The following is a 21407-nucleotide window of genomic DNA, read 5'->3' on the forward strand; positions in this document are numbered from 1 at the left end:
TTAGGGAAGTGGCGACAAGAGATAGGGAAGTGGCGACAAGCCATAGGGAAGTAACGACAAGAGATAAAAAAATGGCGACAAGAGATAAAAGCATTGCGACATGAGATTTAGGGATTGCGACAAGAGATAGGGAAACGGCGACAAGAGATAGGGAAACGGCGCCAAGCCTTAGGGATGTGACAACATTTTACACGCATAAATGGCAGATTCTGTTTATTAAAGCGTGCCTGGTGAAAGAGATTGTGTACATTAAAACTTGCTACAAATGCCATGCAGCGAAACTCAACAACTATTCTCCAACCGATTTAATCGAACCCGATCCTGCCGTTTTGCTATCAACATACTCTGGATTACCTCTGTAATAAATGTCTCCACTACCAGCTACACGAGCATTAATTCTTTCCGATGCGTAAACCTTGCAATCGCCGGAACCCGAAATTCTAACCATTACCGATTTTGCCTCGAAATAACCAGCTTCAACATCGCCAGATCCGCTGATGTGAATTTCAAGTTCATCTTTGCATACTCCTTTTAATCGAATGTCTCCAGAACCCGAAATATGGCACTCCAAATTATCAGCTTTTAGCTCATCAATAATAATGTTTCCACTTCCACTAATAGCATAATCAACACTTCCTGATCTAATTGGTGTTTTAGCTATGATATTTCCAGAACCTGATATTTTTAAGTTTTCAACATCAGGAGTAGAGATATAAACCTCCACTTTTTTAAGCGAGCGGGAGTTCCATCCCCAACCTTTGTTCTTTTTGCGTTTAATTTTTAAAGTTGATCCTTCCACTTCTGTAATAATCTCATCCAGATCATCTAAATATCCCTTAATTTTTACGGATGTTTTATTGTCTTGGCTCACATAAACTTTTGCTGCTATTGAAAGGCTAATCGATTCGAAAGAACGAACTTTACGATCTTCGGTTTTTTGAGCAGAAGCAATTGTGCTGCTTAAAATAAAAACAAAAATAGCAAGTAGGGAAGTAATACCTTTTGATTTCATATCTTATGCTTTTAGGTAAATAATCGTTTGTACTTTTTAAAGGACGAACAACCTACCCAAAAGTTGCATCACTATTTGTAAATGCGTGATTTTGTAAGTGAAAATTATTAGATGCTAAAAAAACTCCAAGTACTATAAGCACTTCAAGTACTTCAAACACTATTCATCAAGGTACAAATCAATCAAACCATCCGGGGTTTCCATTATAATGGTTTTGTTTTCTTCATCAAGGTCGATAAAGTTTTCGTCGGCAAAAGGAATCATCACCTCCTCATTGTTTATTTCAATCACCATCACAATATTGCCGGCATAATCCTGAATGTCTATAATCTCGCCAAGTTCACCTTTTTCTTCATCCTCGTAGGTGAAACCAATTAACACATTCGGATCAAGTTCATCATCTGCCTCAATAAAGTCAGGCACATCTTTCATCGGAATATAAATATCGCAACCAATAAACCTTTTGGCCTTTTCTTCCGTTGCCATATCCTCCAATAAAATTCTCACACTCGAATGATTTCTCGAGCTCAGTCCGTTTTTAGGGATAAAAAAAGGAACCAATCCCCCGTCGATATCAACAAGGATTGATTCCAATTTATTTCTTTCAAGAAGATCACCATTGGTCTTAGCCACCAATTCACCCTTAACTCCATGAGTTTTTGTAAACGAACCAGCTAAATAGCAATCCTCTTTTCTAAGCATGCAATTCAAATTAAGCTTCAGTTCCTTCGGCTCCTTCTTCATTTGCAGCTTCAGCATCGTCACCCGCTTCTTCAGCTTTAGCAGCAGCTTCAGCTTCAGCAGCTTTTTTAGCGATAGCTTCAGCTCTATCAGAGCTAATCTTAGCTTCTGCTTCCAAACGTGCAGCTTTAGCTTCGTCAGAAGCTTTTGTAAGACCATCTTTCTTCGCGTTGATCTTGGCTACTTTTTCTTGCTTCCAAGCCTGAAATCTTTCTTCAGCAGTAGCTTCATCAAAAGCACCTTTTTTAACACCCTCTAACAAGTGCTTTTTCATCATCACACCTTCGTACGATAAAATTGCTCTTGCAGTGTCGGTAGGCTGAGCACCATTACCAAGCCATGCTAAGGCTTTGTCAAAATTTAGGTCAATTGTAGCAGGATTGGTGTTTGGATCGTACGACCCAATACGCTCAATGTATCTACCATCACGTGGCGCTCTGCTATCTGCTACCACAATGTGGTAGAATGCACGTCTTTTACGACCGTGTCTTGCTAGTCTAATTTTTACTGGCATAACTCTTTTAAATAAGATTAATAAATTTGCCTACATTATAGATGTGGCATACATACCACGTTTTATAAGCGCGACAAAGATACAATTTTTTTTGATTCGAAACAGCTGTTTAAGAATAATTTAAACCTCTAAGTGCATTGCTCTCAGCTCCTCAAGCATCAAGTAGATTTGGGCGTGTCCCTTCGGGTCGGGCTTTTCGTTCCAAGTCCTCGCTCGTTCCTCCCTCCGGGCTTTCCACTGTAATCCCTCACGCAAATAAAACTGAAACGGAATATCGCTTTTTCAAAAGCAAGTAAATTTTAAATTACGAATTACCACTTGCGATTCTCCATGCAATCATATTTTAATTAAAAAGCTTGCAACTGTAAGCTTATAGCCAACAGCTAACAACTTGTTCAATCATTGCACCTACCTATCCGTTACATAGAGATATCAAAGAACTATAGAATCTTCTAATTCACACAAATTTATTCCTTATCTTCGCATTTCAGCCCTTAAAAGGGGCATAAAACAGATTAATCCTGATACCAAGATGTTTTTAATATTTGATACCGAAACAACAGGCTTACCCAAAAAATGGAAAGCCCCTTTAGATGATTTTGACAACTGGCCAAGAATGGTTCAGCTGGCATGGCAATGTCACGATATCGAAGGGAATTTCCTGTTCGCCAAAAACCACGTAATCACTCCCGATGGATATACAATTCCCGAGGATGTAGTTGCGGTACACGGTATCTCCACCGAAATTGCTCATGAAAAAGGAATTCCACTAGTCGAGGCCTTGAATGATTTCATGCAAGATGTTCGCAAATCAAGATTCATCATTGGGCACAATGTTTCCTTCGATATTAACATTGTGGCTTGCGAATTGTTGCGCTGCAAAATGGACGAGAAGGATCTTGTTAAAGCAGCTTCATTAGATACCATGCTTGGCAGTAAGGAGTTTTGTGATTTGAAACGTAGAGGACAACTAAAAAATCCAACACTAACCGAACTGCACACAAAACTGTTTGGTGTTCCTTTTGCCGAAGCTCATAATGCAGCAGCCGATGTGGAAGCCACATCTCGTTGTTTTCTCGAGTTGATAAGAGTCGATGGATTAAGTCCCCACTTGCATAAAATGACAGCAGAGCAGGTTCAGGCTTTTAAAATCAACAATCCAAAACCTATTGAACTGGTCGGAATCCAGTACGAATCCTTTAAGATTAAGACGGTTTTCGACGACATTTCAATCGAGAAGGAAGAGCGCAAAAGAAAAGAGGCTGCCAAAAACATGATCCAACAGCCCTTTGTGCATTTGCATGTTCATTCCCAGTATTCAATTCTCGATGGGGCTGCAAAAACATCAGCTATCGCTAACAAAGCAAAAATAGATGGAATGCCTGCAGTGGCCTTAACCGATCACGGAAGCATGTTCGGCATCAAAGAGTTTCATGTTGCCTGCAACAAAGCAGGCATAAAACCCATTATTGGGGTGGAAGCGTACATGGCAAAGCGCGGACATTTGGTAAAAGAAAACAAATCCGATGGATCGGGTTACCACCTTGTTCTATTGGCTAAAAATTATAAAGGATATCAAAGCCTGCTCAAGTTAACATCCATAGCCCATACCGATGGGATGTACTATAAACCACGTATCGATAAAGACCTACTGGAACAATATAGCGAAGGATTAATTGTAAGTAGCGCCTGTTTGGGAGGTGAAGTCTCGCAACTCATCATGGCTGGAAACATTGAAAAGGCCAAAGAAACCATTCTGTGGTACAAAGATGTATTCGGAGAAGATTATTACCTGGAAATCCAACGTCATCCAAACGATGACCCCAGACTAAAAACCGATGTCTGGGAAAACCAGGTTAAAGTTAACAAGGTAATACGACAACTGGGAGCCGAACTTGGGCTTAAGGTAATTGCCACCAACGATTCCCATTTCGTAGAAGCTGAAGATGCCGCAGCGCATGATGTATTGGTATGTTTGAATACGGGTAGAGATTACGACGATCCAACTCGTATGCGCTACACCAAACAAGAGTGGTTTAAAACCACCAAAGAAATGAATGAACTCTTTGCTGATGTACCCGATGCACTTGCAAATACTTTGGAAATTGCCGAAAAAGTGGAAGCCTTCGACTTGGATTGTAATCCCATTATGCCTCCTTTTGATATCCCCGAAGAATATGGAACTGTTGAAGGCTACAGCAAAAAGTATGATGAGGCTGCGCTAATTGAGGAATTTGAAAAAGAACGTTACGAAAAGTTAGGTGGCTACGAAAAAGTGTTGCCAATTAAGTTAGAGGCGGATTATCTAAAGCATCTGGCTTTTGAAGGCGCCAAAATAAGATATGGAGAAGAGCTGGAAGATCACGTTGTTGAACGCCTGAATTTTGAGTTGAATACCATAAAAACAATGGGTTTCCCCGGATATTTCTTGATTACCCAGGATTTTATCAATTGGGCCAAAAACAATGGTGTAATTGTTGGGCCAGGTCGTGGTTCAGCAGCAGGTTCAGCAGTGGCTTACTGCATTTCCATTACCGATGTTGATCCTATTAAATATGATCTGCTGTTCGAGCGTTTCCTGAATCCCGATCGTATCTCCATGCCTGATGTGGATATCGACTTCGATGACGATGGAAGACAGGAAGTTCTCGACTATGTAACCGAGAAATACGGACAGGATAAAGTCGCTCACATCTGTACTTTCGGTACCATGGCAACAAAAAGTTCCATTAAAGATGTGGCTCGTGTCCTTCGATTAGATCTGGCTGAAGCAAACCGACTGGCAAAAATGGTTCCCGAAGCTCCAAAAATGAGCTTCAAGAAAGCTTACGAAGAGGAACCAGCATTGTTGGAAGAGAAGGATTCACCAAATCCTTTAATTGCAAGAACAATTAAATTTGCCGAAGCGCTCGAAGGTTCGGTGCGTCAGACTGGTGTGCATGCATGTGGTGTGCTTATTGGAAAAAATCCACTCGACGAGCATCTTCCGGTAATGCCAACCAAGGGCGAGGAATTGTTAACCACCCAATACGATGGCCGTTTTGTAGAGGATATCGGTCTGCTAAAAATGGATTTTCTGGGTTTAAAGACCTTGTCCATCATCAAAGAGGTGCTGTCCAATGTAAAACTATCCAAAGGTATCGATGTCGACATTAATAATGTTGACCTTGAAAATGAAAAGACCTTTCATCTATTTAGCCGTGGTGAAACCACTGCCATTTTCCAGTTCGAGTCACCGGGGATGAAGAAGCATCTTAGGGCACTAAAACCAAACCGTTTCGAAGATTTGGTTGCCATGAATGCTTTGTACCGTCCGGGTCCAATGGAATACATTCCATCCTTTATTCGAAGAAAAAATGGTGAAGAGGAGATTACCTACGATCATCCAATCATGGAGGATTATCTTAAGGATACCTATGGGATTACCGTTTATCAGGAGCAAGTGATGCTCCAGTCGAGAGCATTGGGGCAATTTACTCGTGGGATGTCCGATTCCTTGCGTAAGGCAATGGGTAAAAAAATCATTGCAATGATGGATAAACTGAAAGTTGAGTTTATCAATGGTTGCCATGATAACCCCAAGTTTATGGAAGGTGTTGGTGGCGACAATGTCAAAGCTGATAAACTGATCGAGAAAATCTGGTCGGACTGGGAAGCATTTGCCAAATATGCGTTTAACAAGTCTCACTCGGTTTGTTACGCTTATATTGCTTATCAAACAGGATTCCTTAAAGCACATTATCCGGCAGAATTTATGGCTGCCGTTCTGTCTCGTAACTTATCCGATATTACGAAAGTAACCATCTTTATGGATGAGTGTAAGCGAATGGGACTACCAGTACTTGGCCCTGATGTGAATGAATCGTATTCAAGTTTTACGGTAAATAAGAATGGTGAAATTCGTTTTGGAATGGCTGGAGTTAAAGGTGTTGGTGAACAAGCCGTTCATGATATTATCGAAGAGCGTAAGAATGGCGCCTTTAAAGATATTTTTGATTTTGTAGAGCGCGTAAACTTAAGATCAGTAAACAAAAGAACGCTCGAAAATCTGGCCATGTCAGGAGGTTTCGATAGCTTCGGACTAAAAAGAAGTCAGTATTTCCAGTCTGATGAAAATGATGTAAGCTTTATGGAGCATTTGGTGAAATATGGAAATAAACTTCAGGCCGAGAAAATGAATAACCAGCAAACCCTGTTTGGAGGGGTTGAAGATTATGTAGTTACACCTCCTAAAGCTCCCGAATGTGCTGAATGGGGTAAGCTAGAACGTTTAAACAAAGAGAAAGAGCTTATCGGTATTTACCTGTCTGCGCATCCACTGGATGATTACAAAACAACAATTAATAACTTCTGTAATGCCAGTATATCAGAGCTGTCAGCCGATTTTGACAGCTTTGCAAATAAAGATGTAAATATTGCAGGTATGATTACTGCCATCCGAAGGGGAACCACTAAAAATGGTAATCCATTTGCCATTATAGCAGTGGAAGATTTCTCGGATTCTTACGAATTGGCATTTTTTGGAAAAGACTTTATCGAATTTGGAAATTATTTCGTCGAGGGATTATCAATTTATATCAGCGGGCGGGTGCAGACCAGATCTTGGCCCAAAGATTCTACCGAACTTGAATATAAGGTAAAAAACATCATGATGCTATCTGAAGTTCTTGAGAAGAAAGCAAAAGAATTTACCTTGGAAATTCCTTTATCGGCATTAACAGATGAATTGGTTAGCGAAATCTATACTTGTGTTGATGAAAACAAGGGAAGCATGAAACTCAATTTCGAAATCTTCGACAATGGTAAAAAGGCTCTGAAGATGTTCTCTCGAAGCTATAGAGTTGAACTAACAAATGATTTAATAGAATATTTTGAAAATAATGCAGAAATTAAATTCAAAATTAACTAAATTGCACTAGTTTTTAATAAAATACATAAACGCTAAAAAATAGATTACCATGACAATTGAAGTGAACGATTCTAATTTTGAAGAAGTTGTTTTGAAATCAGATAAGCCGGTATTGGTGGACTTTTGGGCAGAATGGTGTGGCCCATGTAGAATGGTTGGTCCAATTGTAGACGAATTGGCAACTGATTACGATGGAAAAATCGTAGTAACTAAAGTAGATGTTGACAGCAGTCCTGCAACTTCGGCTAAGTTTGGAATTCGTAATATTCCTACTATTCTTTTCTTTAAAGGAGGAGAGGTAGTTGACAAACAAGTTGGAGCAGTTCCAAAATCAAGCTTGGCAGAAAAAATTGATGCTCTATTGTAATAAGAGTATAAAAATATTTAGGGCATAGAGTTTTATCTATGCCCTTTTTTTATCTTGTCAATGTAAGAAATCTCCAAATACTGCGTTATTCTCATTTTTGAAACAGTCATTTGCACCAGTAAACTCCTTGGTTTCAAAACTTCGAAAGCCTTGTCTTTTGAGCTTTCTTATCAAAGACTGTTGAATGAGCAGTTTTCTTGTTAACACAATCTGAAAATAAAATGGTAAAGCAATTATCAGACTTGATTCAATTCGAGCAATTCGATAATTTAGAATTACTTGCGCATCAAATTGTAGAGGGTTTCCTTATTGGCCTGCATCGCAGTCCATACCATGGTTTCTCGGTAGAATTTGCTGAACACCGTCTGTACAACAAAGGAGAATCAACAAAGCACATCGATTGGAAACTGTATGCCCGAAGTGATAAAATGTTTGTAAAACAATTTGAAGAAGAGACCAACCTTCGTGCCCACATTGTATTGGATACTTCTTCGTCCATGCTTTTTCCTTACCAGCTAAAACACCAAACAAAGCTAAGTTATTCGGTCTTGTGTGCTGCTGCCTTAATTCATTTGCTAAGAAAACAAAGGGATGCCGTTGGCCTCTGTACATTTTCAGATAAAATAAACATACTTACACCTTCCAAACTATCACTTACGCATGCACAATTGTTGTACTCTCACTTGTACAAGGCATATAAAACAGAGGAAATAGGACACAAAAAAACAACCAAAATTGCGGATACGCTGCACAAGCTGGCCGAAGGATTGCAAAGTAGATCTTTGCTTATTGTTTTTTCAGATTTTACTGGCAGCGAATCAGCAAAGGAAATTATGGAATCCCTGCAACACCTGCGTTTCAATAAACACGAAGTCATTTTATTTGCTGTTCATGATCAGGAATTAGAATTGGATTTTAACTTTGATAACCGTCCAAGTCATTTTGTTGATTTGGAAACAGGAGATAGTGTAAAGTTGAATCCAACTGATATAAAGGAAATGTATCAGAAAGAACAGCAAAAATTCTTCAACGAATTAAACTTGTTGTGCAAGCAGTTTTCTATTGATTTTGTTGAGGCAGATATCAGAAAAGGTTTCAGTAATGTACTCCAAACCTATCTTTTAAAGAGAAAGAAGCTAATGTAGCTTATTTTGCCTAGTGCTCACCTTATTTATTCTTCGAATAATTTTTAAGTTCTCGAGGTTTAATTTATTTTTATTGGGCGGTTTTCAAATTCTTTTGAATATCTGAATCTTAAGGATCTCTCGATGAAACAAGCATGATTAAAATAATTATTAATCACACAGGCTAATAATTATTTTGATCTTGCGGCTTCCATCTGACAAATGAGATAAAATTATAACCAGATGAAATATAGATTTATCATTCTTCTTATTTTTATTTTATTTGCTTGCCAGCGAAAGGCAGATCGTAATTCGAGTAACGACACGAATTTTGTTGAGAATGGTGTAGTAAAGAAATATGACGAACAAAATAAACTATCAGCCGAAATTACCTACCAAAATGGAGTTCGCAATGGAGCCGCCAGATATTACTATTCATCAGGTGCATTGAGTGATGAAATCATGTACGTTGACGATGAGAAGAATGGAGTGGCTAAAAAATATCACAAGAATGGTAATATATACAGTTTAACGCCATACATTAACGACGAAAAAGATGGGATTCAGAAAAAATACTACGACAATGGGAAGATTTGGGCCGAAACCTCTTATATGAAAGGTCAGCCAGGAATTGGCTTAAAAGAGTACAAGCGAGATGGCAGTTTAAGAAAAAAATTTCCAAAAATTGAGATTGAAAAGTTTATAAAATCTGATCGGATAGTTCTAAAATTATTTTTGAGCAATTACTCCAAAAATGTAATATTCTATGTTACTGAACTAATGAAAGACAAATACATTCCACTTATGGCTAAGCCATTATATGCCAAAGGAGGATCTGCACGTTACGAATTTCTTTTGACTCCAAAAAGTAGAATTGATACAAGCCTTACGATTGTTGCAAAATATCAAACGAAAGATTATAATATTTTCGTTTCGAAACGAGAGGTAAAGCTTAAAATGAAGTAGTTATGTCAGTATTCCAGTGCGCAAGAAGGGTACTTTATTTGGGACTTTGAATAAAGCTTGCCCTTTAATATACGCTAGTATCTTGTTTAAAAATTCAATTTAAAAACAATCAAATCCGCTTTATCCCCTAATCGGGTAGCGCTAATGACTACAGAATTGCCATCGGTAAGCGAGATGTCGTTTAGCTTCACGCCTTGTGGCAAGGCAAATTCTTTTTCGCTTTTTACAGTACCCAAATCATCAATTTGTACCAGTTTAATTTTGTTATTGTAGGTACCTGCAAGAACAAAACTGTTATCGGCCAAAGCCACAAGATGCTCGGGCATGCCTTGGCCTGTAAGATTTAGGGGCAATTCCCAAAGTTTTTTACCAGAGCTGTCGTAAGCTGCAGCAAAGGTTCCACCAGTCGTTGTACCAGCAAATAGAACTTGCTTGTTGGCATTTATACCTATGGCAGTGGACTGTTGATTCTCGGGCAATAGAACATCCCATTGTAAATAACCAGCTTCATTTATGGCAAAAATCCAGTTTCCGGCTGCAGCAAAAGCAGTGTTCGAGGCAGTATCGCTAGCCAAAGCATAAACCTTACCCTTATTGGTATAATTGCGCGACCATAGCTTTTTACCATTGGCATTTAGCTTCACCAAGGCAGGAGTGAACAAGGAGTCTTGGGTGTTTTTGGTATATCCGGCAATTAAAATGTTGTTGTCGGGGTATACCACAAAATCGAGTGCTTCGGCCATGCTCACTTTCTGATTGAATACATTTTGCCCATTGGCGGCTAACTTGTAAATCCATGCCTCACCATCCACACTATCAACAATTGCATTGGTAATTCCGGCCACATAAATTTCATTTTCGGCACTTACGTTCACCTTATTTACCAGGTCATCGAAAGGGTTTCCTAAAATCTTATTCCAGAGCATTTCTCCATTGGCATCCAAACCTAAAATCCAAGAGTCGTACATTTCTCCTTCGGCTTTGGGTGTGGCTGAAACTACCACTAGTTCTCCATTGGGGCGAGTAGCAATTCCACCACCAAAATCCTTGAACTCTTGATTGTCGAATCCTTTTACAAAGAGGTAATTTTCTTCTGGAAAGTCTTTCAGAATCTCATCGCCCAATATGCTGGCTTTCAAATTAAAAATATCGACGTACTGTTTCCCTTCAGGGTATAAAGACACAAATTGATTGTAAGCCTCTAAGCTTTTTACGCTCTTGGCCCAATCAAAAAGCAATTGTTTCTTTAATGCTCTAGCCGCAGCTATTTTCGATGAATTGGGAAAGTCGGCAATATACTTGTCGATGGCCTCCAATGTCTTTTTAGCCGCTGCCTCTTTAAAGGCCATTTCTGCCATTTGTTTCTTTACCTTGTTAACTTGTAGTGCTTCCGGATAATTTTCAACAAAATCGTGCAAATCCTTTACTGTGCCTTTACTGATCCCATTTTGGTAAGCCAACTGGTTTCGCAATTTTGTTGCCGTATTCACTTGAGCTGATTCAGGATAATCTTTTAGGAATTGATTAAAGGCATCAACCGTATTTTTCTTCTCAGCTTCACGAAATTTAATGTAAGTTAAAATGTGAGCCACATTGCCTTTGTATTTGGAATCGGGAAATTCTTGTAAGAACCTTGTTGCATGATCGGCATTGTTCTCCTCTCTCACGAACTTAATCAACTTGTCTTCGATGTGCTGATATTCCCAGTCCATGTTTTTAGCTATGGGTCTGTTTTTTCGTCTTTTATCTTGTTTGGTAAACAATTCGTTTAAAACCTCTTTCTCGTCATCGGTGAACTGAGGCTTTGCATCGTATGCTTTCTGAAAATAGGCAAAGGCTTTAAAGTAATCTTTACTAGAATATTTATCGAAAGCGTAAAGGGCAGCCAGTCCAATATTTGCCATTGCCGATTCAGGCTCTTTTACCAAAACTTTTTCAAAACTTACTTTGGCCTTGGCAAGCTCAGAATTGATATCGGCTGTTGCCCGGGCTTCCATGCCTTTGAATAAAGAATTGTTGTATATCCTTTTCGTATTTTGCGCCACGCTAAGCATTGAGATTAGCATGAACACAATTAGTATATTTATTTTTTTGGAGTTCATGTAGGGGCTTATTTTTTTAATACTAAAAATTCCACACGGCGATTCTTCGAGCGTCCGTTGTCTGTTTGGTTGGTATCTATCGGTCTTGAAGCTCCGTAGCCAGCCGCTTTCATACTGTTGGCATCTATTCCTTTGCCAACAAGGTAGTTCACCACCGATTCGGCACGTCGCTGACTTAAGCCCTCATTCAGTTCATCAGAGCCCACATTATCGGTATGTCCGCTAATTTGAATCTGGCTAACAATTCCTTCTTGTAAGAAATTGGCAACCTTGTCGAGTTCTTCAAAAGAGGTGGGTAAAAGCGTACTTTTGTTGAATTCAAAAAAGATATTGTCGAGAATCAATGCAGCCCCTTCTTCAATTTGTCTCAGTTCTTCGGTAAACAAATCTTTAGGCAATTCAGGCTCAATAAAAGTAATGCTTCCTTTCGAGTGGCAATTGTTTTGGTCACTTACGTGATAAGTATATGTTCCAGCTTGCAGATTCGTAAGTTTTGTGCTGTTTTTTATTCCATTGCTCCAATCGATGTTATAAGGTGGCTGTCCGCCAGATATTCCCAAACTAATTACACCATCGTTTATAATTTTACTAATTTGACCGGTAACTGGATTTTTACCTCCTGTATAAGAGGAATCAATTACCACGGTTTCTAATCCTTGGGGAACACATGCGCATGAGGTACAATCAACCAATGGACGAATCTCAAAATCGTCGAAAAAGTAGTAAGCGTATTCTTTGCCTTTTTTATTTTTGGTATCACGACCGGTAGCCACGTAGTTGGTGTTCTCATAGTTCTTAAAGTTTCCTACTATAAAGTATTCCTCGAAACCTTGCGCAGTATATACCATACAGAACTGAGCCCATTCTTCGGTATTATCTAAAAATAGACCTTCTTTATTGCTCAAGTGGGCTTTAAAATTTAAAAAGCTTTTATTGCCGTTGGCGATTTCTGTTTCAGAAAAATGCATGCCTAATTGGTCCACAGCAAACTTACTTCCCGATGCCAATTTGTACCAAAAGGAAACGCAATATTTCTGACCTTCAATCATAGGACTGCTTAAAGTACCCTGAAAATATTCCCTGAAATTGCGATTGCTTCCACTTAGAATTGCGCCCATGTAGCCTTTTCCTGACTTGGCTTTGCTGTAGCCTGCAAAATTATCGGGTACGCCAACTTCTCCAGTGCTGCACTCGTTAAAATAATCGGGAGTGGTAAATGATGGATAGGTCCAATGCGGAATCAACTTGTGGGTCTTATCCATAAAAGTGTAGCCTTGAGGGCATTCATCATACTTCTCAAAACTAGGATTAAGCACCATATTCTCCTCCTGGGCATATGATCCAAACCAGGTGAAAATAGCACTCAATACCATGAGATACTTTAGGTAAATGTTCTTCATTATAAGTAAAGTTGTAGTTAAGTCTTTATCCTCCAGAATCAAATGTATTAACAAAACATACTTTAAACAATATTATCAACAATATTTCTATATTAAGAATCCTACCAATTGAACCATGAATAAAATGTTCCCTGTAGGGACACGCCATGGCGTGTCCATTCTTTAATAAAAGGCGTATCCATTTTTAATAATAATGGCGTGACCGTTTTCAATAATAGGCATGTCCATTGATAAAATTGATGACCTGACCTTTGAAGATAAAATAGATGGCATGGGTGATCGATCTATTTAGGTTGTCGTTTTATTTTTCATGTATTGCAATAAGCGGACACGCAAGGTTATATGCGGCCACGTCATGGCATGGCCTAACGGTAATACATCACAAATCAAACCCAACCTTTTCCGAGGAAGCGATCACGAAAGTACTGTTGAATCGTGTAAGAAATTCGAACTTCGAAAGTTTTTCCTGAATAAAATATTGAAATTCATTCATGTCTTTCACCATAATTTTTAGCATAGCATCAAAATTTCCTGAGGTGTAATAAAATTCCATCACTTCGGGTAATGCCAAAGCTTGTTCTCGAAACGAATCCACCACATCCCGTGTGTGTTTTGTAAGCAAAATAGAGATGAAAACTGTCATGCTTCTATCGATTTTCTCAGGATCGAGCATGGCAACATAGTTTTTGATAATTCCACTTCTTTCAAGCTTTTTTACCCTCTCATAAACGGGTGTATTGCTAAGGTGTAACTTCTCTGCTAACTCCTTGATGGTGATTCTACAATCTTGCTGAAGGAGCTCTAAAATTTTACGATCGGTTCTGTCTAGCTTTTCCATAGGAGAAAAATTTTCTATTGATATACCTGTTTTTAGCTTTTGTAAAGATATAAATTCTTTAAAAGCATGTGTATTATAGAGTAGTTTTCTGTATTTATTTCATTTACTAGTAAATCATTTGGCTGTTGGGTATTTTTACAAGACAAAATCTCTTGGATAGATATAAGACAAGAGATGTTAGATATGAGAATTCACAAAATATTAAAAAACACTAATAGAAACTTAGATGAGGATTTAAAGAGATCTAAAAATCTCAAATCTTCTATCTCAAATCTAAAATCATGAAAGAAATCAGATGGCACGGACGAGGAGGTCAGGGAGGATTTACCGCTTCTCGCTTGTTAGGAATTGCAGCCAGCGTTCACGGAGGAAAACATGCTTTGGCTTTTCCATCATTTGGACCTGAGCGAAGAGGTGCGCCAGTATTGGCATTTACAAAGATTGACGATATGAAGATTCACGATCGAAGTGAGGTTCAGAACAGCGACTTCGTAGTGGTGATGGATGAAACTTTAATTGTTCCAGGTTTTGACAAAGGAGTTAGACCAGGAGCTTGTATTCTTATCAATACTCAGGATGTAAATCAATATGCCGAGCAATTAAAAGGTTTTGATTTACAAGGTATTGATGCTACATCTTTAGCGATGGAAATTTTGGGTCGCCCAATTACCAACACTGCAATGTATGGAGCTTTGGCGGCAGCATCGGGTTTGGTAAGTAAGGAAGCGGCAATTGCAAGTATTCATACCGAAATGAAGCCAAAACTAGCTCAGCTTAATGAGAAAATTGTAGAGAGAGCATTTGAATTAATGAACAATTAAGAATGAGTAATTAATAATTGTTCACCCCTTCGCCTATCGGCACTTCCTCTTCAAGGGGAAGAAGATAAAATTAAGATTTGACCTTGATTTCGAAATTCTCCCTTTTTAGGGGAGATGGCGACAGCCAGAGGGGTGTTTAAGAAGAACAAATATGAACAGACCTAAACATACAGAATATAAAACTCCAACTCATATTGATGATTACCCAACAGGGCCACAATACGATGCAGGTTTTCTTCCAGAAAAGAATGCAGGATGGAGAACTTTCAAGCCCGTTGTAGATCACGAAGCATGCGTTTATTGCTTACGCTGCTATTTGCTTTGTCCTGATGGAACCATCATGAAAGACAATGGCAAAATTAAAATTGACATGGATTATTGCAAGGGATGTGGAGTTTGTGCCTACGAATGCCCTAAAGATGCAATTAAAATGGAAAAGGAGTAAAAATTAAAGCTCCAAGCTCCAAGTCACAAGCTTCAAGTTCTACAAAAGTTTAATTGAAGTTTTCTCCCTTTCAGGGGAGATCCCGACAGGGAGAGGGGTGTTTTAAAGCTGCAAGCTAAAGGCTAACAGCTAAGAGCTTGTCAATTAGAATTGCTTGGCAAGCAAATCAAAAAAGATATTTAAAGAGATGAAAAATAATAAGATTTTTATTTCCGGTGATGAGGCAGTAGCACAAGGAGTGAGACTTTCACGTCCACATGTAGTGGCTGCATATCCTATCACCCCGCAGACCATCACAGTTGAGCGTTTATCAGAAATGGTAGAAGCAGGCGAGATGGATGGAGAATACATGCACGTGGAGTCTGAGCACTCTGCAATCTCAGCTACAATGGGAGCTAGTGCAGTTGGTGCAAGAACATTTACTGCATCATCATCGCAAGGATTGTTGTACATGGCAGAAGGTCTTCACTATTGTAGTGGTGGACGATGGCCGGTAGTGATGATGAATGCCAACCGTTCGGTTGCCTTACCTTGGAGTATATATGGCGATCAGAGAGATTCTCTTTCTCTTTTGGATTCGGGTTGGATTCAGGTGTACGTTGAGGATGCACAGGAAGCATTGGACATGATCATACAGGCATATAAAATTGCGGAACACAAAGACGTCTTAACTCCAATGATGGTGAATTTGGATGGATTTATCCTAACTCATACCTATGAATTGGTTGAAATTCCGGATCAGGAAATGGTTGATCACTTCTTGCCTCCATTCGAGACACCAAACAAAATGTCATTCGAAGAGCCAAAAAACCTTGGATTCAGTTCTCGTCCGGATGACAATACCGAATTCAAATATCAGCAGAACGAAGCAATGTTTAATGCCATTGATGTAATTCACAAAACGGATGAGGACTTCTCCAAAATGTTTGGCAGAAAGTATCATGGTATGGTGGAAGAATACATGTGCGAAGATGCTGAAGTGGTATTGGTAGCTTTGGGTAGTGTTTGTGGTACTGTTAGAGTGGTGATTGACAAAATGCGTGCTGAAGGCAAGAAAGTTGGATTGTTAAAAATCCGTTACATGCGTCCATTCCCAGTTGAAGAAGTGAAAGGCTTGGCAAAGAGAGTGAAAGCAATAGGTGTTATCGATAAAGATATTTCTTTTGGATACGAAGGAACGGTTTATACCAATGTCAACTCAGCCATTTCTCAGATTGACAAATATGTATACAAAAGCAACTTTGTTGGTGGTTTAGGTGGTCGCGATATCACCAAAGACGACATTGAAGACATGTACAACAAGTTGTTTGCAGGATTGGAAAACAAGAGTGAAGAGACAGTAGAATTTTTCAGTTTAAATGTAGAAGGCAATGACTAAAGTATTAGATATCCCAAAAGTGAATGCGAAGAACATGACCGAGAAGGAGTTTTTCTATGGTCATAAAGCTTGTGCCGGATGCGGCGGTAGTATTGCTGTGCGTTTGGCTTTAATAGTATTGGGCGAGCGAACTTATTCGGCTCTTCCAGCTGGTTGTATGTCGGCAGTAGGATTCATTTATCCACAAATGGCATTCAATTCAAATGCAATTATAACAACTTTCCCGGGATCGGCTAGTATGGCTGCAGGTATTGCTGCCGGTGCCAAAGCATTGGGACAGGAAGATTTCAAAACCGTAGTATTTGCCGGTGACGGTGGTACAGCAGATATCGGTTTCCAGGCTTTATCAGGAATGATCGATCGTAATGATGATGTTTTATACATCTGCTATGATAACGAAGCCTATATGAACACTGGAATTCAGAAAAGTGGATTAACTCCTTACGGAACCAAAACCACTACAACTCCGGCTGGTCAGAATATCCCAGGAACGGTAACCCACAAGAAAAACTTGTTCGAGATTATTGCTGCTCACGATATTCAGTATGCTGCAACTGCAAGTATTGGATATCCTCAGGATTTCTTGAACAAGGTGAACAAAGCAAAGCACATTAAAGGTGCAACTTTTATTCATGTGTATGCATCTTGTCCAACAGGATGGGGAACACCAACCGAAACATCGGTAGAAATTGCTAAGGATGCAGTTGATGCAGGTTTGATTTTCCTTGCGGAATATGAAGTTGGAGAATACAAATTGAACCGTAATCCAAAGGAATTCAAATCGGTTACAGAATACCTAAAAAAACAAGGCCGATTCAAACACATGAGCGAAGCAGATATTCAATGCGTAATCGAAAACCGCGACAAGAAGTGGGAGCGCATGCGCAAAAATTGGCTTTAAACTTAAGGTAAAAGCATAAAGGTAAAAGGTAATAAGACAGCTTTCACCTTTTACCTAATCGCTTTTAGCTTGTTGATTGCTATACAAAACTTAAATACATCAGAATCCAAACAAACAGAACTAAACAAAAACCAAACACAATGATCAGCGATTTAAAAGGAACATTTTCCCAAATCAGCAACAACAATAAACGATCAGCAATTCGTGAAATCTTGAAATTGACTCAAAATCCTGAGATTATTTCATTTGCAGGAGGTTTACCAGCACCGGAATCATTTCCTGTAGATGCTTTGGATAGTATCGTATCGGATATGTTGCGAGAAGAAGGTGCAGCAGTATTACAGTACGATGCAACCGAAGGAGTTACTGAGCTTAGAGAACTACTTGTAAAAAAGTATAAGAACGAAGGTGTTCAGTGTTCTTTAGAGAATATGATTGTAACAACAGGATCTCAGCAAGGACTTGACTTGGTAGGAAAAGTTTTTGTGAATCAAGGTGATGTTGTGATTTGTGGATTGCCTTCATATTTGGGTGGTATTAGTGCTTTCCAGGCTTATGGAGCTACAATGGAAGGTGTACCAATGGACGAGTACGGAATGAGCGCAGAGCTATTGGAAGCGAAGTTGATAGAGTTGGGAGAGCAAGGCATTAAACCAAAGTTCATTTATGTGATTCCTGATTTTCAGAACCCAACAGGTATTACAATGCCTGAATCGCGTAGATTGGAGATCATTGCTTTGGCACACAAATATGATGTGTTGATTGTTGAGGATTGCCCATACAGAGAGGTTCGTTTCGATGGAGAGCCACAAAGAATGATGTACGATTTGGACAATGATGATCATGTAATCACTTTGGGAACTTTCTCAAAGATTTTTGCTCCTGGATTCCGTATTGGTTGGATTCTAGGTCCGAAAGATGTGAATGAAAAAATTGTTGTTGCCAAGCAATCGGCTGATTTGTGTACACCAACTTTCGTTCAGAAAATTGCAATTCGTTACATGAATTCTGGAGTTTTCGAAGAGAACTTGCAAAAGACTATCGATTTGTATCACCAGCGAAGAGATGTGATGTTGGCAGAGATGGAAAAATGTATGCCAGACTTCGTTAAATGGACTCGTCCAGAAGGAGGAATGTTCCTATTCATTACTTTGCCAGAACACATGGATGCTTTGGAATTATTCCACAAAGCAATTGAGAAAAAAGTTGCCTTTGTAACAGGTAATGTCTTCTATTGCGATGGTGGAGGAACCAATACCATGCGTTTGAATTTCTCGTATGTGAACAACGAAAAAGCAATTGCAGGTATTCAACGATTAGCAGAAATCATTGAAGCTGAAGTATTGGAAGAAGCATAAAAGTTCGAGTTAAGGCAAAGGAGTAGTGGAAATTTATATTATCCTTTGCCTCGGGTTTTAACCCGAGAGTAAAAAAATAAGCCTGTAGGGCTGTAATCTTTATAGCCCAGGGAAACACCCTGGGTTTATTGTATGTTTTAAATCATTGTTGCAACTGCTAGGTGAATTGTTGTGGATGAAATCTTGCGACGAAATTGGGGTAACTCCTTCTTAGAATTGTTATTTCTATTGTCTTGGGTTTTAACCCGAGGTTGATTTTAATATTATTAAGGGAGTGTAGTATATGATTTTGCTTATGTATTCACTCCCTTTTGTTTTTTTTGAGTAATTTTTCCAAAAATTTACTAACCATTATGAAGGAATTCTCATCCGTCTGTCCACGTAACTGCTATAGTACTTGTAGTATAAAAGTTCGCTTGGAAGATGACAAAGTCATTGGAATTGATCCGCATCCTGAAAATAGGGCTACACCCGAAGGACCTTGCATAAAAGGTTTGGCTTATGTTGAGCGAGCAAATTCAAAAGATAGAATTCTACATCCTTTAAAGAGAGTAGCAGAGGGTAAGTATGAGCGAATATCTTGGGATGAAGCTTTGAATAGTATCGTTGAGAAACTGAAATCTTGTAAAGATAATTTTGGTGTGCATTCGGTTTTGTACTTTGCTGCTAGTGGCATGTCTGGACTGTTAAATGGTGTAAGTTCAAACTTTTGGAAACTATTTGGTGGCGCAACAACAACCTATGGGAATCTTTGTTGGCCAGCAGGTTTGGAAGCAACTAGATTGACTTTAGGAGCTAATAAACACAATGCTCCCTGGGATTTGGAAAATGCCAAATTGATTGTTTTATGGGGAAAGAATCCTGCTGAAACAAATATTCAGGAAATGATCCCCATTGAAAAAGCCCAAGAAAAAGGAGCCAAACTGATTGTGATTGATCCACGAAGAACTCCTTCGAGTGAGAGGGCAAATTACTTGTTTCAAATTAAATCGGGAACCGATGCTGCTTTGGCTTTGGGAATTGCAAGAGAATTGATTCAAAATGATTGGATTGATAAAGAATTCATAGAAAAATACCTTATCGGCTTTGAGCAATTCAAGACTCGTACTGAGGAATATACTTTGGATAAGGTATCAGAAATTTGTCGTATTCCGGTTGAAGCCATTCAGGAACTGGCAAAGCAAATTGGAACAACTGATGCCATGACGCTGATCCCTGGCTATGGATTGCAGCGATACGAAAATGGAGGTCAGACCACACGCTGCATTCTTGCTCTTTCGGTGATAACAGGAAATATTGGTAAACTGGGAGCTTGCTTTCATTATGCGAATCTGCAAAGTTATGTGTTTGATGATTTAAAAGAACCAGAATCATACTTCCCGGGATGCGAGCATCCAAGTTTTAGGAGGAAAATATCTGTAGCCAAATTGGGTGAGGATTTATTGAATATCAAAGATCCGGAAGTGAAGTTTATCTGGGTAGAAAGAGGAAATCCTTTGTCGCAAAATCCAGATACCAATAAAATCAAAAAGGCATTTAGGAAGGTGGATTTTAGAGTGGTCGTAGATCAGTTCATGACTGATACCACTTTGGAAGCAGATATCATTCTGCCAGCCAAAAACATGTTCGAGCAAACAGATATTGTTGGTTCATATTGGAATCCATACGTGCAATTAAGGCAGAAGGTAATGGAACCGGCAGGCGAGGTAAAACCAGAAACGGAAATCTATTATCTACTGGCAAAGAAGTTGGGATTCACCGATGAGGAGATCAAAGGAAATATTCCCGAACCTACCGATGAATCAATAGAGGAATACTTAAATGGCTTTCTAAAAGATTTTCCCGAATTGAGTCTGGAACAACTAAAGAAAGGGCCGCAATTGGCAAAATCTTTTGAGGAAATTCCATTTGCAGATCATCAGTTTCCAACTCCGTCAGGAAAAATTGAGTTGTATAATGAGCAGGCGCAAGAACTTTGGGGAGTTGATCCTCTGCCAGAGTATGTCCCTTTGCCAGAACAAACTGAATTTTCTTTACAATTGATATCACCAAACTCAAAGAACAGAATTCATTCTCAGTTTGGAAATTTAAATGTGATAAAACAATTTGAGCCAGAAGCTTTTCTTTTTGTACATCCATTGGATGCGGAGGAAAAGGCAATGAAAAATGGTGAGAAGGTTGAGATTTACAATCACCAGGGAAGAGCAGAAGTGAAATTGCAATACGATTTGGGATTGCGAAGGGGTGATGTGGTACTAACCAACGGACATCAATCGCACTTGGGAGCAGCACCAAACCTGTTTACAAAGGGATGCGAAACTGACATGGGACACGGAACTGCTTTTCACAATACATGGGTTGACCTGAAGAAAATTAGTAATGAATAATAAAGAATAAGATTTAGATCAAAGGTGGAAGAGGCTTAATGGGCATTGGAAGATCAAAATGCTTATCCGCAGAAAACTTTTAGAAAGAAGGGGAAGCTTCGAAGAATTGAGAAGATCACCCCGCCGCACTTAAAGTTTTCAAGT

The 21407-nt window shown here is 39.1% G+C and carries 16 protein-coding genes; 10 read left to right on the forward strand and 6 right to left on the reverse strand.

All coding sequences use genetic code 11. The features are described from left to right. Positions 1 to 289: 289 nt before the first annotated feature. The 3 genes from ACO05S_RS10465 to ACO05S_RS10475 form a co-directional block, all read right to left on the reverse strand. Entirely contained in the window at positions 290 to 1012 is a 723-nt protein-coding gene (locus tag ACO05S_RS10465; protein ID WP_421917961.1) for a head GIN domain-containing protein, read from the reverse strand. Positions 1013 to 1171: 159 nt separating this feature from the next. Beyond that, the gene (rimM, locus tag ACO05S_RS10470) at positions 1172 to 1714 is read right to left on the reverse strand and encodes a ribosome maturation factor RimM (RefSeq protein WP_421917962.1); all 543 of its coding nucleotides are present in this window, start codon (positions 1712 to 1714) and stop codon (positions 1172 to 1174) included. Between the two features lie 10 nt (positions 1715 to 1724). Next, entirely contained in the window at positions 1725 to 2267 is a 543-nt protein-coding gene (locus ACO05S_RS10475; RefSeq protein WP_421917963.1) for a 30S ribosomal protein S16, read from the reverse strand. Positions 2268 to 2799: 532 nt separating this feature from the next. Here ACO05S_RS10475 and dnaE point away from each other — a divergent pair. The 4 genes from dnaE to ACO05S_RS10495 all read left to right on the forward strand — a co-directional run bounded on the left by dnaE (position 2800) and on the right by ACO05S_RS10495 (position 9633). Next, entirely contained in the window at positions 2800 to 7176 is a 4377-nt protein-coding gene (dnaE, locus tag ACO05S_RS10480) for a DNA polymerase III subunit alpha (RefSeq protein ID WP_421917964.1), read from the forward strand. A 49-nt stretch (positions 7177 to 7225) separates the two neighbouring features. Next, a complete protein-coding gene (trxA, locus tag ACO05S_RS10485; protein ID WP_421917965.1) occupies positions 7226 to 7543 on the forward strand; it encodes a thioredoxin in 318 nt (105 codons plus the stop codon). 221 nt (positions 7544 to 7764) lie between these two features. After that, positions 7765 to 8688 (forward strand): DUF58 domain-containing protein, encoded by a 924-nt coding sequence (locus ACO05S_RS10490; protein ID WP_421917966.1) that lies wholly within the window; start codon positions 7765 to 7767, stop codon positions 8686 to 8688. 222 nt (positions 8689 to 8910) lie between these two features. Beyond that, positions 8911 to 9633: a toxin-antitoxin system YwqK family antitoxin gene (locus ACO05S_RS10495; protein WP_421917967.1), complete on the forward strand. Its 723-nt coding sequence runs from the start codon at positions 8911 to 8913 to the stop codon at positions 9631 to 9633. 86 nt (positions 9634 to 9719) lie between these two features. Here ACO05S_RS10495 and ACO05S_RS10500 read toward each other — a convergent pair whose 3' ends face one another. The 3 genes from ACO05S_RS10500 to ACO05S_RS10510 all read right to left on the reverse strand — a co-directional run bounded on the left by ACO05S_RS10500 (position 9720) and on the right by ACO05S_RS10510 (position 13973). Continuing rightward, positions 9720 to 11735: a hypothetical protein gene (locus ACO05S_RS10500; protein ID WP_421917968.1), complete on the reverse strand. Its 2016-nt coding sequence runs from the start codon at positions 11733 to 11735 to the stop codon at positions 9720 to 9722. Positions 11736 to 11743: 8 nt separating this feature from the next. Continuing rightward, on the reverse strand, positions 11744 to 13135 hold the full coding sequence (locus ACO05S_RS10505) for an OmpA family protein (protein WP_421917969.1): 1392 nt from the start codon (positions 13133 to 13135) through the stop codon (positions 11744 to 11746). A 379-nt stretch (positions 13136 to 13514) separates the two neighbouring features. Beyond that, positions 13515 to 13973 (reverse strand): Lrp/AsnC family transcriptional regulator, encoded by a 459-nt coding sequence (locus ACO05S_RS10510; RefSeq protein ID WP_421917970.1) that lies wholly within the window; start codon positions 13971 to 13973, stop codon positions 13515 to 13517. A gap of 281 nt (positions 13974 to 14254) precedes the next feature. Here ACO05S_RS10510 and ACO05S_RS10515 point away from each other — a divergent pair, with 281 nt between their 5' ends. The 6 genes from ACO05S_RS10515 to ACO05S_RS10540 all read left to right on the forward strand — a co-directional run bounded on the left by ACO05S_RS10515 (position 14255) and on the right by ACO05S_RS10540 (position 21263). Continuing rightward, on the forward strand, positions 14255 to 14794 hold the full coding sequence (locus ACO05S_RS10515) for a 2-oxoacid:acceptor oxidoreductase family protein (protein WP_421917971.1): 540 nt from the start codon (positions 14255 to 14257) through the stop codon (positions 14792 to 14794). A gap of 151 nt (positions 14795 to 14945) precedes the next feature. Then, positions 14946 to 15239 carry a 4Fe-4S binding protein gene (locus ACO05S_RS10520; protein WP_421917972.1) on the forward strand — a complete coding sequence of 98 codons (294 nt, stop codon included), beginning with the start codon at positions 14946 to 14948 and terminating at the stop codon, positions 15237 to 15239. Positions 15240 to 15426: 187 nt separating this feature from the next. After that, the gene (gene porA / locus ACO05S_RS10525; RefSeq protein WP_421917973.1) at positions 15427 to 16617 is read left to right on the forward strand and encodes a pyruvate ferredoxin oxidoreductase; all 1191 of its coding nucleotides are present in this window, start codon (positions 15427 to 15429) and stop codon (positions 16615 to 16617) included. After that, positions 16610 to 17518 carry a thiamine pyrophosphate-dependent enzyme gene (locus tag ACO05S_RS10530; RefSeq protein WP_421917974.1) on the forward strand — a complete coding sequence of 303 codons (909 nt, stop codon included), beginning with the start codon at positions 16610 to 16612 and terminating at the stop codon, positions 17516 to 17518. The genes porA and ACO05S_RS10530 overlap by 8 nt, the downstream gene beginning before the upstream one ends. A gap of 140 nt (positions 17519 to 17658) precedes the next feature. Beyond that, a complete protein-coding gene (locus ACO05S_RS10535) occupies positions 17659 to 18876 on the forward strand; it encodes a PLP-dependent aminotransferase family protein (RefSeq protein WP_421917975.1) in 1218 nt (405 codons plus the stop codon). Positions 18877 to 19229: 353 nt separating this feature from the next. Then, entirely contained in the window at positions 19230 to 21263 is a 2034-nt protein-coding gene (locus ACO05S_RS10540; protein WP_421917976.1) for a molybdopterin-containing oxidoreductase family protein, read from the forward strand. Positions 21264 to 21407 lie beyond the last annotated feature (144 nt).

The organism is Marinifilum sp. (assembly GCF_965230805.1).
Taxonomy (GTDB): Bacteria; Bacteroidota; Bacteroidia; order Bacteroidales; family Marinifilaceae; genus Marinifilum.

Coding starts and splice junctions, on each gene's coding strand:
- ACO05S_RS10465 (WP_421917961.1), bottom strand. CDS start 1,012: ATGAAATCAAAAGGTATTACTTCCCTACTTGCTATTTTTGTTTTTATT.
- rimM (WP_421917962.1), bottom strand. CDS start 1,714: ATGCTTAGAAAAGAGGATTGCTATTTAGCTGGTTCGTTTACAAAAACT.
- ACO05S_RS10475 (WP_421917963.1), bottom strand. CDS start 2,267: ATGCCAGTAAAAATTAGACTAGCAAGACACGGTCGTAAAAGACGTGCA.
- dnaE (WP_421917964.1), top strand. CDS start 2,800: ATGTTTTTAATATTTGATACCGAAACAACAGGCTTACCCAAAAAATGG.
- trxA (WP_421917965.1), top strand. CDS start 7,226: ATGACAATTGAAGTGAACGATTCTAATTTTGAAGAAGTTGTTTTGAAA.
- ACO05S_RS10490 (WP_421917966.1), top strand. CDS start 7,765: ATGGTAAAGCAATTATCAGACTTGATTCAATTCGAGCAATTCGATAAT.
- ACO05S_RS10495 (WP_421917967.1), top strand. CDS start 8,911: ATGAAATATAGATTTATCATTCTTCTTATTTTTATTTTATTTGCTTGC.
- ACO05S_RS10500 (WP_421917968.1), bottom strand. CDS start 11,735: ATGAACTCCAAAAAAATAAATATACTAATTGTGTTCATGCTAATCTCA.
- ACO05S_RS10505 (WP_421917969.1), bottom strand. CDS start 13,135: ATGAAGAACATTTACCTAAAGTATCTCATGGTATTGAGTGCTATTTTC.
- ACO05S_RS10510 (WP_421917970.1), bottom strand. CDS start 13,973: ATGGAAAAGCTAGACAGAACCGATCGTAAAATTTTAGAGCTCCTTCAG.
- ACO05S_RS10515 (WP_421917971.1), top strand. CDS start 14,255: ATGAAAGAAATCAGATGGCACGGACGAGGAGGTCAGGGAGGATTTACC.
- ACO05S_RS10520 (WP_421917972.1), top strand. CDS start 14,946: ATGAACAGACCTAAACATACAGAATATAAAACTCCAACTCATATTGAT.
- porA (WP_421917973.1), top strand. CDS start 15,427: ATGAAAAATAATAAGATTTTTATTTCCGGTGATGAGGCAGTAGCACAA.
- ACO05S_RS10530 (WP_421917974.1), top strand. CDS start 16,610: ATGACTAAAGTATTAGATATCCCAAAAGTGAATGCGAAGAACATGACC.
- ACO05S_RS10535 (WP_421917975.1), top strand. CDS start 17,659: ATGATCAGCGATTTAAAAGGAACATTTTCCCAAATCAGCAACAACAAT.
- ACO05S_RS10540 (WP_421917976.1), top strand. CDS start 19,230: ATGAAGGAATTCTCATCCGTCTGTCCACGTAACTGCTATAGTACTTGT.